We start from the raw sequence: 13,785 nt of genomic DNA on the forward strand, positions 1-13,785 counted from the left end.
CCCGGGGTTGCTAGCGCTTGCGGCGGGGGAGTGGGGTCGCTGAGGGGTGCGGTGTTGCCGTGGGGGGAGCGGGCGGGGTGCGCGGGGCTGTGCTGGGGCGGCCGGCGGGGGTGGCGGACGGGGGCTGGAGGAGGCCCAGGGCCAGGAGGTCGCGGAGGTCCAGCATCACGGCGAACAGGCCGCGGCCGAGGGCGAAGGCGATGTCCCGGGGCGTCCGGCGGCCGTCGGCGACCGTCAGGAGGGTCCGGTGGCGGGGCGAGAGCCGGGCGGTCTGCCGCGGGTCGCGGGCGGCCGGGGCCGGTTCCAGGCGGTCGCGGGCGAAGCGGGCGGTGGCGCCTCGTTCGTTCGACAGCAGGCGGATGCGGCGGGTGCTCTCGGTGACCAGGCGGTCGGGCGGCACCGCGGCGCCCGTGTCGAGCAGTGGGCGGGGAGCGGTCACCTCCCAGCCGTCCGGACTGGTGAGAGCCAGGGCGAAGGCCGCGTCGAAGAGTGCCGCCCGGCCGATGACCGCCAGCTCCGCGGCGCCCAGCAGGCCCCGGGCGACCAGTTCCAGGGACAGCCGGGCCGGTTCGGTGCCGGTGGCGCGGGCCGCCGTCCAGTCGTCCTCGGTGATCCGGTGCGACTTCAGGAGGAGGACCTCGACGCCGGGGGCGCCGGGGGTCTCCATGCCGACGACCATGCCGTCGCGAATGTGGATGACACCTCCCGGGGTGCCGGAGACCAGCACCGCGCAGGAGCGCTTCTCGGCGTGCAGGGCGGCCAGCAGGGCGGGGACGTTGCGGGCGGCCGGCGTCTCCTGGGTCATGCGAGCAGTCGGTCCGTGTGCTCGGCCAGGTCGCGCAGCGCCCACGTGATGTTCGTACGGTCCCGGTCCACCAGGGCGAACAGCAGGAGCGGGTCGCCCTGCCGGTCGACTCGGGTCGTCACATGGTGGTGGGCGGCGGTGGTGACGACGATGCTCTCCAACTCGCCCGTGAACCCGGCCCGGTTGAGGTTCATGGTCGCCAAGCGGGCGGTCTGCTGGGCGTCCTGCGCGGGTTCCGGGTCGCCGTACTCGGCGTAGGAGAGGCCTGTCACGCCGTCCAGGAGAGCGGCGGCGGTGACGCCGGGCGTCCTTCCGAGGGCGTTCAGGACGGTGTCGAGCAGAGCCATGAGTTCCCCCTCCTGACCCCTCGGTCGCACAGTACTTTATTGCCAACTGTTGCAACACTGGCCAAAGATGACACTTATTCAGACTCGGAAGGGTCAGGAAGCAACCTCCGTCGAACCGCTTGCGTCTGAGTCGACCCACGTAAGGAATTCGAGGGCACCAGCGTGAACATCGAGACAGCGCTCAAGGAAGCCATGAGCATCGACGGGGCCCTCGGCGTCGCCCTGGTCGACTACGAAAGCGGCATGTCGCTCGGCGTGCTGGGCGGCAGACCGCACCTGGACCTGGAGCTGGCGGCGGCCGGGAACACCGAGGTCGTCCGCGCCAAGCAGCGCACGCTGAAGTCCATCGGCCTCGACGAGGACATCGAGGACATCCTGATCACGCTCGGCGGCCAGTACCACCTGATCCGCCCCCTGACCAAGGCCGGCGGCTCGCTCTTCCTCTACCTCGCCCTGGACCGCGGCCGCAGCAACCTCGCGCTGGCCCGGCACAGCCTCAAGAAGCTGGAGAGCGAGCTGGAGGTCTGACCCTCCGGAGGCCCTGGCGCCCCGGCCGCGCATGGCCCGGGGCGCCGACGTCGAGTCGGTAAGCGCGCTCATGTGACGGGCGTAGCGTAGATGGCATGACGCAATACGGCTCCTTCCCCGGCACGCGGCCGCGGCGGCTGCGGACCACCCCCGTCATGCGGCGCATGGTCGCCGAGACCCGGCTGCACCCCGCTGACTTCATCCTCCCGGCGTTCGTCCGCGAGGGCGTGAGCGAACCCGTGCCGATCTCCGCCATGCCCGGCGTCGTGCAGCACACCCGGGACAGCCTGAAGAAGGCGGCCGCGGAGGCCGTCGAGGCGGGCATCTCCGGGATCATGCTGTTCGGGGTGCCGGAGGAGAGCAAGAAGGACGCATTCGGCACGCCCGGTACCGACCCCGACGGGATCCTGCAGGTCGCGCTGCGCGACGTGCGGGCCGAGGTCGGCGACGAACTGCTCGTGATGTCCGACCTGTGTCTTGACGAGACGACCGACCACGGGCACTGCGGGGTGCTGGACGCCGAGGGCCGCGTCGACAACGACGCGACCCTGGAGCGCTACGCCGAGATGGCCCAGGTGCAGGCCGACGCCGGCGCCCACATCGTCGGGCCCAGCGGGATGATGGACGGGCAGATCGGCGTCATCCGCGACGCGCTCGACCAGATCGGGCGCGAGGACGTCGCGATCCTCGCCTACACCGTCAAGTACGCCTCCGCCTTCTTCGGCCCGTTCCGCGAGGCCGTCGGGTCCTCCCTGAAGGGCGACCGCAAGACCTACCAGCAGGACCCCGCCAACGCGCGGGAGTCGCTGCGCGAGCTGGCCCTCGACCTGGAGGAGGGCGCCGACATGGTGATGGTCAAGCCGGCCGGACCCTACCTCGACATCCTCGCGCGGGTCGCCGACTCCGTGGACGTGCCGGTCGCCGCCTACCAGATCTCCGGCGAGTACTCGATGGTCGAGGCCGCCGCCGAGAAGGGCTGGATCGACCGCGACCGGGCGATCCTGGAGACGCTGACCGGCATCAAGCGAGCCGGCGCGCAGAACATCCTCACCTACTGGGCGGTCGAGGCCGCCCGGATGCTGGGCTGAGCGCGGGCGAAGGTGCCCCCGGCCGGTGAGTTCCGGCCGGGGGCACTTCCAAGTCGCCGGTGGCGTTAGGTTGTTGACCGTCTTCGACTGTCTTCGCCCTTCGCCGACCATCCGGGAGACGTCCATGTCCGGTGACGCCCTCAGCCAGGATCCCGCCGAGCTGAGAAAGAGGTTCGACAACACCAGGCCGCACCCGGCGCGGGTCTACGACGTCTTCCTCGGCGGCAAGGACAACTACCCCGCCGACCGCACCGCAGCGGCCGCCGCCCTCGCCACCAACCCGCGCGGCTACCTCGACGTACGGCACAACCGCGACTTCCTGCGCCGGGCGGTGACCCGGCTGGCCCGGGAGGACGGCATCGGCCAGTTCCTCGACATCGGCACCGGGCTGCCCACCGCGGAGAACGTCCACCAGATCGCCCAGCGGATCCGCCCCGGCACCCGGGTCGTGTACGTCGACAACGACCCGATCGTCCTCGCCCACGCGCGCGCCCTGCTCACCAGCGGGCCCGACGGCCGGACCGACTACATCGACGCCGACTTCGTGAACCCGGCGGAGATACTGGAACAGGCCGCGAAGACCCTGGACTTCGACCAGCCGATCGCCCTGTGCCTGGTGGCGATCCTGCACTTCATCGAGGACGAGGTCGCCCACCCGGCCGTGCGTGAACTCGTCGCGGCGCTGCCCCCGGGCAGCCGGCTGGTCGTCAGCCACCTCACGGAGGACCTCAACGCCGAGAAGATCCGCGGGGTCCAGCGGTCGTACACCGAGCGGGGCCTGACCTTCGTCCTGCGGTCCAGGCCCGAGATCGAGCGCTTCTTCACGGAGAACTCCCTCGCCCTCGCCGACCCGGGCGTGGTCCCGGTCCACCACTGGCACCCCGACCACGCGGCCCCCGTCCCCGAGCAGCCGGACCCCGAACTGCTGGCCACCCTCGACGCCATCGACCGGTCCCGGTACGCCGACATCAACGACGTCACCGACGCCGACATCAACGTCTACGCGGGCGTCGGCACCAAGGCCTGAGCCGGGTCGGCCGCGGGCCGGAGGCGGGCGGCGGAGGGGCCCTCGTCGCGTACGCCCTCCCCGTCCCGGCACCCGCCGAGTGCGGTCGCGGCGACCAGCGCGAGGGCGGCCGCCGCCAGAAGACGGCGACGGCGGCCGGCGGCCGGGGTGCGGTGCGTGGCGGACATACGAGGGCTCCCTTGACGATCTCGGCCCGGTGGCGGTGGCGGTGGCGGTGGCGACGGAGGCGGAGCGGGGCCGGGGCGGCGGGGTCGATGTGCCCTCAGCCTGTGGGCCGGGCCGCCCGGACCGCCAGGCCTGACCGGGGATTCGGGACGCCTGGTCCCGGTCCACCCCTGTGACCTGCGCGTATCCCATCCCGTGGGACGGCGGTACGGGACGGCCCAGGCCCACCCACACCCCACCCGCACCCCGGCCGTCCGGATCGTGGAATTACGGGTGTAAGCGGCACGTACCTCTCTACTCTCCCGCCAAGACGAGGATCAGCCCAAGGAGCCGTCCATGACCCTCACCCCTGCCCCCGCCCCGCTTCCCCCGCTCGCGGCCCGCGCCCGCACCGTCGGCGGGTCACCCGTGCGGGAGATCCTCGCGGTGACCGCCCGCCCCGAGGTGATCAACTTCGCGGGCGGACTGCCGGCCCCCGAACTGTTCGACCGGGACGGCATCGCCGCCGCCTTCCGGGCGGTCCTGGAGGAGGCGCCGGAGCGGGCGCTGCAGTACTCGACGACCGAGGGCGAACCGGCCCTGCGGCAGCGACTGGCGGCGCGCATCTCCGCGCGGGGCCTGCCCACCGGAGCCGACGACCTCCTCGTCACCACGGGCTCCCAGCAGGCGCTCTCCCTGCTCGCGAGCGCCCTGATAGATCCCGGGGACACCATCCTCGTCGAAAGCCCCTGCTACCTGGCGGCACTTCAGGTCTTCGGGCTGGCCGGGGCGCGCGTGCTGCCCGTGCCCGGCGACGAGGACGGCGTGGACCCGGCCGCCCTGGAGGCGCTGATCCGCGCCGAGCGGCCCAAACTCCTCTACCTCGTCCCCACCTTCCAGAACCCCACCGGCCGCACCATGCCCGCCACCCGCCGCGCCGCCCTCGCCACGGCCGCCGCCCGGCACGGCCTGTGGATCGTCGAGGACGACCCCTACGGCGAACTGCGCTACGACGGAGACCACGTCCCCTGGATCGCGTCCTTCCCCGGCGCCGAGGACCGGGTGGTCCTGCTCGGCTCCTTCTCCAAGGTCATGGCGCCCGGCCTGCGACTCGGCTGGCTCCGTGCCCCGGCCGGACTGCGCCGCGCCTGCGCGGTGGCCAAGCAGGCGGCCGACCTGCACACCCCGACCCTCAACCAACTCGCCGCCGCCCGCTACCTGGACGTGCTGGACGCCCATGTCGCCAAGGTGCGCGCGGTCTACGGCGAACGCCGCGACGCCATGCTCGCGGGGCTGCCCGCCGCCCTCCCGGCCGGCTCCACCTGGAACCGGCCCGCAGGCGGCATGTTCCTGTGGGCCCGGCTCCCGGAGTCGTACGACACCACCGCCCTGCTCCGCCGGGTGGTGGAGCAGAACGTGGCCTACGTCCCCGGCGAGCCCTTCTACGCCGCCGACCCCGACCGCTCGACCCTGCGCCTGTGCTTCGTGACGCAGACACCGGAGGAGATCGAGGAGGGCCTGCGAAGGCTCGCCAAGGGCCTCGTCAGCTGAGCGCTCCGCCGGAAGTGCCGCGACAGGCCGTCTGCCGACTGCGGCGCCGTCGTGGCTGGTCGCGCAGTTCCTCCCCCAGCCTTCGGCCGGGGGTACCCCCAGCGCCCCTTACGGGGCGCGGTCCCACCGGCTCAGTCCCAGCAGAAGTGCCACAGCCGCTCGCCGACCAGCTGCTCGGCGTACGACGACAGGGTGTCGTCGGCGCCGGGCAGCACGGTGTACGGGCAGAACGCGAAGTGCTCGGCGGCGACCGCCTCCGCCTCGTCGAGGTCGGCGGGCGGGGCGGCGACGGAGAGCGCGAGGTGGTCGAAGCCCAGAGCCACCACGCGTATGCCGAACCGGTCCTCCCAGGAGCGCAGCACCGCGCACAGCCGGCCCGTGTCCTCCTCGTAGTTCACCGGGCCGCTCCAGCCGATGGCCGCCGGTATGTCCGCGCTGCGCCGGGCGGACACCAGCGCCAGATGCGGCTCCTTCAGCCAGGGCCGCCCCTGGCTGAGCGCGTCGGCGACGTCCGCGGCCCGGGTGTCCGGGTCGGCGACCAGGGCCGGCGCGGCGGCGAGCCCCGGGAACTCCTCACCGTCCGGCGGATCCTCGTCCCAGTAGTCCTCCAGCACCTCGTCGGCGTCGTGGTCCCCCGGGTACGACGTCTCCCCGGGTGCGAAGTCCCAGTCGTCGACCTCGGACACGTCGATGAGCACCGGCAGCAGCCCCGCACGGGCGGCCGGCACGCCCAGCGCGGTCCAGGTCCCGGGCCCGGCGGGCTGCCCGGCGTACCACAGCAACGGCTCGTGCCACGAGCCGTCGAGGGTGTCGTCGAGCAGTGTCCCGGGCGGGAGTTGGAGCCCCAGCGACCGACCACTCGGGTCGGTCGCCAGCTTGGGCAGCGGGTTGGGAAGAGTCGCCATGGCGATGACTGTAAAGGGCGGCACCGACAACGCCGTCGGCGACCGGTCAGAGACGCTCGGGCGTCCTGATTCCGAGCAGGGCCATGCCCTGGTGGAGGGTGCGGGCCGTCAGGTCGCACAGGAGGAGGCGGTTCTCCACCTGCTCCGCGGTGTCGGCCTTCAGGACCGGGCACTTGTCGTAGAACGACGTGTAGAGCGACGCCAGCTGGTACAGGTACGCGGCCAGCTTGTGCGGGGCGTACTCCGCCGCCGCCTCGAAGACCGTGTCGCCGAAGGCGTCCAGGTGCAGGCCCAACGCCCGCTCCGCCGCGTGCAGTTCCAGCTCCGGGTGGGCGGCGGGCCGGACCTCTCCCGCCTTGCGGAGGATCGACTGGATACGGGCGTACGCGTACTGGAGGTAGACGGAGGTGTCGCCGTTCAGCGAGACCATCTGGTCCAGGTCGAACTTGTAGTCCCGGTTCGGCGACGTCGACAGGTCCGCGTACTTCACGGCACCGATGCCGACCTGCGCGGCCCGCTCCTGGATCTCGTCCTCGGTGAGGTCCTGCGCCTTGTCCCGGACGACCTCGGCGGCCCGCTGCACCGCCTCGTCCAGCAGGTCCTCCAGCCGTACGGTCTCACCCGCACGCGTCTTGAACGGCTTGCCGTCCGCGCCCAGCACCGTGCCGTAGCCCATGTTGTGCGCGGTGACGTCGTCGGTGAGCCAGCCAGCCCGCCGCGCCGTCTCGAAGACCATCTTGAAGTGCAGCGACTGCCGCACGTCCACGACGTAGAGCAGCGAGGTGGCGTGCAGGTCGGTGACCCGGTTGCGGATCGCGGTCAGGTCGGAGGCCGCGTACCCGAAGCCGCCGTCCGCCTTCTGCACGATCAGCGGGACCGGCTGGTCGTCCTTGCCCCGGATGTCGTCGAAGAAGACGACGAGCGCGCCCTCGGAGCGGACCGCGACGCCGCTCTCCTCCAGGAGACGGGCGGTCTCCGGCATGCCGTCGTTGTACGCCGACTCGCCGACGATCTCGTCGTCCCGGATCTCCATGTCGAGCTTCTCGAAGACCGAGTAGAAGTAGACCTTCGACTCGTCCACGAACCGCTGCCAGAGGTCGAGGGTCTCCTTGTCGCCGGACTGGAGGGCGACGACCCGCTTCCGCGCCCGCTCCTTGAAGTTCTCGTCCGCGTCGAAGACCGTCCGGGAGGCCTTGTACACCCGGTTCAGGTTCGACATGGCCTGCTCGCCGTCCGTGTCGGTCTCCGGGGACAGCTGGTCCGGGTTCTCGATCAGGTACTGGATGAGCATGCCGAACTGGGTGCCCCAGTCGCCGATGTGATGCCGGCCGATCGTCCGCTCGCCGGTGAAGTCGAGCATGCCGCGCAGGGCGTCGCCGATCACCGCGGACCGCAGGTGGCCGACGTGCATCTCCTTGGCGACGTTCGGCTGGGCGTAGTCGATGACCGTGATGCCCGGGTTGGCCTTGGCGGCCACGCCGAGACGGTCGCCGTCCGCGTACCGGGCGGCCAGGTTCTCGGTGATCGCCTTGTCGGAGAGGGTGATGTTGAGGAAGCCGGGGCCGGAGACCTCGACGTCCTGGATCAGGTCCGCGCCGGTGGTGATGTTCGAGACGACCTGCGTCGCCAGCTCCCGGGGGTTGGCCTTGGCCTTCTTGGCGGCGGCGAGGATGCCGTTCGCCTGGTAGTCGGCCCGGTCGCTGCGTCGCAGCAGCGGATCGACAGAGGCCTCCGGCAGGGTTGCCGAGAGGGCGCTCGCGAGGCGCTGATTGACGAGATCCGTGAGCGACGTGACCGAGGCCATGGGGTGGGAGCCGTTCTCCTCGTGGGTTCAGGTAGACGGGACCAGTATTTCACGGGGGGCAAAGGGGTTTTCGCGGGTGAGAGCTCGGGGGGTGCGGTGGGCGGGCCGGGTGCGGCGCCGTTGGGGCTGGTCGCGCAGTTCCCCGCGCCCCCAGAAGGCGGCTGCGCCGCCAGACGGTGGTTGCGCCCCCAGACGGTGGCTGCGTCGCCGATCAGGGGCGGGTCGGTAACCCGTTTTCGTGGATTCGGCCTCGGCTGGGAGAATGGAGCGGTCAGCCGTGCGACCGTACCGGCTGCCCCGTGCCAGAAAGAAGGACGTGCCGACGTGGCTCAGAGCACCGAGACCACCGACTGGGTCTCCCGTTTCGCGGATGAGGTCATCGAGGAGTCGGAGCGTCGGGCCCCGGGCAAACCGGTCGTCGTCGCGTCCGGGCTCTCCCCGTCGGGGCCCATCCACCTCGGCAACCTGCGCGAGGTCATGACCCCGCACCTGGTCGCCGACGAGGTCCGGCGGCGCGGCCACCAGGTCCGGCACCTGATCTCCTGGGACGACTACGACCGCTACCGCAAGGTGCCCCAGGGCATCGCCGGCGTCGACGAGTCCTGGGCCGAGCACATCGGCAAGCCGCTCACCTCCGTGCCGGCCCCGAAGGGCTCCGCGTACCCGAACTGGGCCGAGCACTTCAAGGCCGCGATGGTCGAGTCGCTGGCCGAGCTGGGCGTGGAGTTCGACGGGATCAGCCAGACCGCGCAGTACACCTCCGGCGTGTACCGCGAGCAGGTCCTGCACGCCATGAAGCATCGCGGGGACATCGACGCGATCCTCGACCAGTACCGGACCAAGAAGGGCCCGGCCAAGAAGCAGCAGCAGAAGGCCGTCGACGAGGCCGAGCTGGAGGCCGAGGAGGGCTCGGGCGCGGCGAGCGAGGACGACGGGTCCTCCGGCTCCGCCGGGTACTTCCCGTACAAGCCGTACTGCGGCGGCTGCGGCAAGGACCTGACGACCGTCACGGCGTACGACGACGACAGCACCGAGCTGACGTACACCTGCAACGAGTGCGGGTTCTCCGAGACCGTCCGGCTGAGCGAGTTCAACCGGGGCAAGCTGGTCTGGAAGGTCGACTGGCCCATGCGGTGGGCCTACGAGGGCGTGATCTTCGAGCCGAGCGGTGTCGACCACTCGTCGCCGGGGTCGAGCTTCCAGGTGGGCGGGCAGATCGTCGGGATCTTCGGCGGGAAGCAGCCCATCGGGCCCATGTACGCCTTCGTGGGCATCAGCGGGATGGCGAAGATGTCGTCCTCGCGGGGCGGGGTTCCCACCCCGGCCGACGCCCTGAAGATCATGGAGCCGCAGATCCTGCGCTGGCTGTACGCCCGGCGCCGGCCCAACCAGTCCTTCAAGATCGCCTTCGACCAGGAGATCCAGCGGCTCTACGACGAGTGGGACAAGCTGGACGGCAAGGTGGCCGAGGGTTCCGCGCTGCCCGGTGACATCGCCGCGCACGCGCGTGCCGTCCGTACGGCCGGCGGTGAGCTGCCCCGGACGCCGCACCCGCTGCCGTACCGGACGCTGGCCTCCGTCGCCGACATCACCGCCGGACACGAGGACCAGGCGCTGCGCATCCTCAGCGAACTGGACCCGGCGAACCCGCTGGGCTCGGTGGACGAGGCACGGCCGCGGTACGACAAGGCCGAGGCCTGGATCAACACCCAGGTACCGGCCGACCAGCGGACCATCGTCCGCGACGAGCCCGACGCCGAACTGCTGAAGTCCCTCGACGAGGCGTCCCAGCAGTCCGTACGACTGCTGCTCGACGGGCTCGCCGACCACTGGTCGCTGGACGGGCTCACCCACCTCGTCTACGGCGTGCCCAAGGTCCAGGCCGGGTTCTCCGCCGACGCGACGCCCAAGGAACTGCCGGCCGAGATCAAGACGGCCCAGCGGACGTTCTTCGCGCTCCTGTACCACCTGCTGGTGGGCCGGGACACCGGGCCCCGGCTGCCCACCCTGCTCCTCGCCGTGGGCCAGGAGCGGGTGCGGCTGCTGCTCGGCGAGTAGGCCGACGCCAAGAAGGGGCCCTCTGGAATCCAGAGGGCCCCTTCTCCGTGCCTGTCGGCGATGTGCCTGTCAGGCGATGTGCTCGTCCGCCAGCTCGGCGTTGAGACGGTTCGAGAAGCGGGTCACCATGCGCTTCGACTCGGCCTCGTCGAGGGCGACGCCGTAGGTCGCCTCCACATCGGCGATGAACCCGCGCGGGGTGGGCGCTCCGTTGCCGGTCTTTATCGACTCACGGAAGACCAGGTAGTAGTCCTCCTCCGACGGCGCCGGGGGCTCCGGGGGGCCGCCGCCCTCGCCCAGCTCACGGGTACGGCCCGGGCCCGAGGGGATGGGGAAGCTGCCGGTGGTCTCCGACGGGGATTCCTCGGGGAGGGGCTGCTGGTCCTGCGGGAACCGGCCCTGCGGGAACTGCTCCTGCGGGAACTGCTCCTGCGAGAACTGCTCCTGCGGGAACTGCTGCTGGTACTGCTGTTGCTCCCGCTGGTACTGCTCCTGCTGGTACTGCTGCTCTGCCAGCCAGGCGGCGTACCGCGGGTCGTACGTCGGGTCGTAGCCGCCCTGGTACTCGGTCTGCTGGGGGTCCCTGGCATGCAGCCAGGGGTTCAGCTCCGGCTCGGGCGCCGACTGCTGCGGCATCTCCGGCTGCCCGGCCCGGGGGCCGGGGACCAGCTCGGGGCGCTGCTCGCCGGCGGGCGCCGCGCCCACGCCCACGGCCAGGGCACCCGGCGCCGCCGGCAGCAGGACCGGGATCTCGATGCCCGCCGCCGCCAGGCCCTCCGGGGCCGTCTCCGCCAGCGGAACGCCGTACCGGGCCAGCCGCAGCGGCATCAGCGACTCCACCGGGGCCTTCCTGCGCCAGGCCCGCCCGAAGCGGGACCGCAGCCGCGCCTGATAGACGAGACGTTCCTGCTCCAGCTTGATCACCTGGTCGTAGGAGCGCAGCTCCCACAGCTTCATCCGGCGCCAGAGCAGGAAGGTCGGAACCGGCGAGAGAAGCCAGCGGGTGAGGCGGACCCCCTCCATGTGCTTGTCCGCCGTGATGTCGGCGATCCGGCCGATCGCGTGCCGGGCCGCCTCCACCGACACCACGAACAGGATCGGGATCACCGCGTGCATGCCCACACCCAGCGGGTCCGGCCAGGCCGCCGCGCCGTTGAAGGCGATCGTCGCCACGGTCAGCAGCCAGGCCGTCTGCCGCAGCAGCGGGAAGGGGATGCGGATCCAGGTCAGCAACAGGTCCAGGGCGAGCAGGACGCAGATGCCCGCGTCGATGCCGATCGGGAACACATAGGAGAAGTTCCCGAAGCCCTTCTTGATGGCCAGCTCACGGACGGCCGCGTACGAGCCGGCGAAGCCGATACCGGCGATGATCATCGCGCCGGTCACGACCACACCGATGAGAACGCGGTGCATCCGAGTCAGCTGTATTCGCTCGGCCACCCGTACTCCCCTCCCCTTGCGTGTTGTTGCGCGCAACAGGGTGGCACATCAGTGCGGCGCACGTATGGCCGGTCAGCTCTTCTTGGTCGACGACTTGGACGGAGAGGCACTCGCCGAGGGCGACCCCGACGCCGACTTCGAGGGCGTCGCCGCAGGTGAACTCGGCGTCGTACCCGCACTGTTGGCCGTCGTGACCGACGCCACCGCCTCCTTGGCCGCCTTCTCCGCCGCCTTCGTCAGAGCATCCGCGTCCGGAGTCTTCTCGCCCGCCAGACCCGCGCCGTTGTAGTCGAGGGTGACGACGACGTTCGCGACGCGTGCCACGACCGTCTGCTGCTTGAAGGCGCCCTCCTTCTTCTTCAGGTCGTAGCGCACCACCGTCGCCTGGTCGCCCGTCCCGGCCACCGGCTCCGACTTGGTGTTCTTGGCGCCGCTCACGGACTGGGCGCCCTGCACCTGGCTCGCCAAGTACGCCTCGGCCTGCTTCTCACCGGAACCGCGGCTGGAGTCCGAGTCGAAGCGGAGGAAGGAGATGTTCAGCCAGCGGAACTGGGAGCCCTTCACACCGTTGTTGTCCAGGCTGCTCCAGGAACAGCTGCCCCGCGTGGCCACATCGTCCGACGTGCCCTCCTTGCCCGACTTCGCACCCTTCGGCACCAGCGCGGTGAGCGTCTTCTTCGACAGCACCGCGCACGGCTCCGGCAGCTTCTGGTACTTGGCCGCCTGGACCGTGGGCGAAGGGGCCACCGAGCCGCCCGTGGCGGTGACGGGATCCGAGCCGCCACCCGTTCCCTGCGCGGCATCGTCCGAGCCCGAGGAACAGGCCGTCGCGAACAGCGCCACGGCGGGGACGGCGGCCGCGCAGACCAGGACGCGGCGCAGGCGCCCTGCCCGTCGCTGTACGTTCCGATCGTTCCGGGCGCGCTGGTCGTCTGACTGGACTGCTACTCGCTGCATGGTTCCTTCACTCACACGTTCGGGGTTCCTGCGGTCGGATCGGGTCCGAGGGGCCACGGTACGCGGTGAGGGAGCTGTGCGGTTTCGGTTCGCGTCCTTTGCGAGCCGGGCGCGGAGGGCGCGCCGGAGGCCTCAGCCGTTGAGGGCCTCGGCCAGTTGGGCGGCCAGATTCTGCGCCCTGTCCTGCATTTCCTTGCTGTCCGGGACGCTCCCGGTGGCCATCGGCTGCTCCTCGTACACGATGGTCACGACGACGTTGGACGTGCGGAACACCACAGTCACCGTCCGCTGTTCACCCGTCGAACCGGAGCCGCTGAGCTGGTCGTCGAGATACGCCTCGTCGCCGAGGTCGGAGAGAGTGCGGGGCTGGAGACCCGACGGGGTGGTGGAAGACGAGGCGGAGGCGGAGGCGGAGCCGGAATCCGAGGAGGACGGGTCACCGGAACCGGCGGGGGACGCGGACGTGGACGCAGACGTGGACGCGGACGGGGAGCCCGATACCGAATCGGACGGCGATGCCGACTCGGTAGGGCTCGGGGGCGCGGACTCCGGGATGTCGGCCGCCGCCTCCAACTGCGTGTAGATCGTCTGCGCCTCGCTGTCGTCGCTGACCGCGTTGTCGTACGACACCACGCGCTCGAAGTCGACGGACAGCCGGTCCGTGGCGTCGGTGGACTCGATCTTCCAGTGGCAGCCGACCTTGCGGTCGGTGTCGTAGGTGAGCGTGGCCTCGCCCGCGTATGCCTTCGCGCGCTGATCCTCGTCGGTGATCTGGGCGATGCCGGGGAGCAGCGAGTCGAGGGTGTCGTGGCTGACCGCGCCGCAGGCCTCCGGGAGGGTGCGGTACTTGCCGGGCTGGGCGGCGACGGTGGAGGTGCCGGTGTCCGCGTTCTTGTCGTTGATGTCGTCGCCACCGCTGGAACCGCTCGTGCAGCCGGCCAGCAGGGCCGCGAGAAGGGCGGCGATGCCGGTTGCGTACGCCTTCCGCTGCACGGTCAGGCTCCTTCCGTTCACTGGTCCGCTCGGTCCTGCTCCAGTGTCCCCGCTGGTTAATCGCTTGCCGCAGCGGGGCGCCCCCTGGAGACAATGTGTATCGCACGCACTGCTGTGAACGCCGGTCCGCTGTCTGGT

13 protein-coding genes are annotated in these 13,785 nt (G+C 71.2%); 5 read left to right on the forward strand and 8 right to left on the reverse strand.

Going from position 1 to position 13,785, the window contains the following annotated elements; all coding sequences use genetic code 11:
- Positions 1–10: 10 nt before the first annotated feature.
- Both KVT45_RS42010 and KVT45_RS42015 read right to left on the reverse strand, forming a co-directional pair.
- Positions 11–805 (reverse strand): hypothetical protein, encoded by a 795-nt coding sequence (locus tag KVT45_RS42010; RefSeq protein ID WP_217554724.1) that lies wholly within the window; start codon positions 803–805, stop codon positions 11–13.
- A complete protein-coding gene (locus KVT45_RS42015) occupies positions 802–1,152 on the reverse strand; it encodes a hypothetical protein (protein ID WP_217554726.1) in 351 nt (116 codons plus the stop codon). The genes KVT45_RS42010 and KVT45_RS42015 overlap by 4 nt, the downstream gene beginning before the upstream one ends.
- Positions 1,153–1,314: 162 nt before the next feature.
- Here KVT45_RS42015 and KVT45_RS42020 point away from each other — a divergent pair, with 162 nt between their 5' ends.
- From KVT45_RS42020 to KVT45_RS42030, 3 genes are all read left to right on the forward strand, one after another.
- Entirely contained in the window at positions 1,315–1,680 is a 366-nt protein-coding gene (locus tag KVT45_RS42020; RefSeq protein ID WP_217554727.1) for a hypothetical protein, read from the forward strand.
- 95 nt (positions 1,681–1,775) lie between these two features.
- The gene (hemB, locus tag KVT45_RS42025) at positions 1,776–2,768 is read left to right on the forward strand and encodes a porphobilinogen synthase (protein WP_217554728.1); all 993 of its coding nucleotides are present in this window, start codon (positions 1,776–1,778) and stop codon (positions 2,766–2,768) included.
- 124 nt (positions 2,769–2,892) lie between these two features.
- The gene (locus tag KVT45_RS42030; RefSeq protein ID WP_217554729.1) at positions 2,893–3,795 is read left to right on the forward strand and encodes an SAM-dependent methyltransferase; all 903 of its coding nucleotides are present in this window, start codon (positions 2,893–2,895) and stop codon (positions 3,793–3,795) included.
- On the opposite strand, the gene KVT45_RS42035 is transcribed toward KVT45_RS42030, so the two are convergent.
- Positions 3,768–3,962: a hypothetical protein gene (locus tag KVT45_RS42035; RefSeq protein ID WP_217554730.1), complete on the reverse strand. Its 195-nt coding sequence runs from the start codon at positions 3,960–3,962 to the stop codon at positions 3,768–3,770. The genes KVT45_RS42030 and KVT45_RS42035 overlap by 28 nt on opposite strands.
- A gap of 334 nt (positions 3,963–4,296) precedes the next feature.
- Here KVT45_RS42035 and KVT45_RS42040 point away from each other — a divergent pair, with 334 nt between their 5' ends.
- Positions 4,297–5,490, forward strand: a complete 1,194-nt coding sequence (locus KVT45_RS42040; RefSeq protein ID WP_217554731.1) for a PLP-dependent aminotransferase family protein — start codon at positions 4,297–4,299, stop codon at positions 5,488–5,490.
- Positions 5,491–5,621: 131 nt separating this feature from the next.
- On the opposite strand, the gene KVT45_RS42045 is transcribed toward KVT45_RS42040, so the two are convergent.
- Complete coding sequence (locus KVT45_RS42045) at positions 5,622–6,395, reverse strand: DUF4253 domain-containing protein (RefSeq protein ID WP_217554732.1); 774 nt, start codon at positions 6,393–6,395, stop codon at positions 5,622–5,624.
- 46 nt (positions 6,396–6,441) lie between these two features.
- The gene (gene argS, locus KVT45_RS42050) at positions 6,442–8,199 is read right to left on the reverse strand and encodes an arginine--tRNA ligase (protein WP_217554733.1); all 1,758 of its coding nucleotides are present in this window, start codon (positions 8,197–8,199) and stop codon (positions 6,442–6,444) included.
- A gap of 324 nt (positions 8,200–8,523) precedes the next feature.
- On the opposite strand from argS, the gene lysS reads away from it, so the two are divergent.
- The gene (lysS, locus tag KVT45_RS42055; RefSeq protein WP_217554735.1) at positions 8,524–10,257 is read left to right on the forward strand and encodes a lysine--tRNA ligase; all 1,734 of its coding nucleotides are present in this window, start codon (positions 8,524–8,526) and stop codon (positions 10,255–10,257) included.
- Between the two features lie 69 nt (positions 10,258–10,326).
- Here lysS and KVT45_RS42060 read toward each other — a convergent pair whose 3' ends face one another.
- From KVT45_RS42060 to KVT45_RS42070, 3 genes are all read right to left on the reverse strand, one after another.
- Positions 10,327–11,670 (reverse strand): DUF2637 domain-containing protein, encoded by a 1,344-nt coding sequence (locus tag KVT45_RS42060; RefSeq protein WP_217554737.1) that lies wholly within the window; start codon positions 11,668–11,670, stop codon positions 10,327–10,329.
- A 99-nt stretch (positions 11,671–11,769) separates the two neighbouring features.
- Positions 11,770–12,654 carry a DUF3558 domain-containing protein gene (locus KVT45_RS42065; protein WP_217554738.1) on the reverse strand — a complete coding sequence of 295 codons (885 nt, stop codon included), beginning with the start codon at positions 12,652–12,654 and terminating at the stop codon, positions 11,770–11,772.
- A gap of 132 nt (positions 12,655–12,786) precedes the next feature.
- Complete coding sequence (locus KVT45_RS42070) at positions 12,787–13,647, reverse strand: DUF3558 domain-containing protein (protein ID WP_217554739.1); 861 nt, start codon at positions 13,645–13,647, stop codon at positions 12,787–12,789.
- Positions 13,648–13,785 lie beyond the last annotated feature (138 nt).

This window comes from Streptomyces sp. GbtcB6 (genome assembly GCF_019091475.1).
GTDB classification, from domain to species: domain Bacteria; phylum Actinomycetota; class Actinomycetes; order Streptomycetales; family Streptomycetaceae; genus Streptomyces; species Streptomyces hyaluromycini.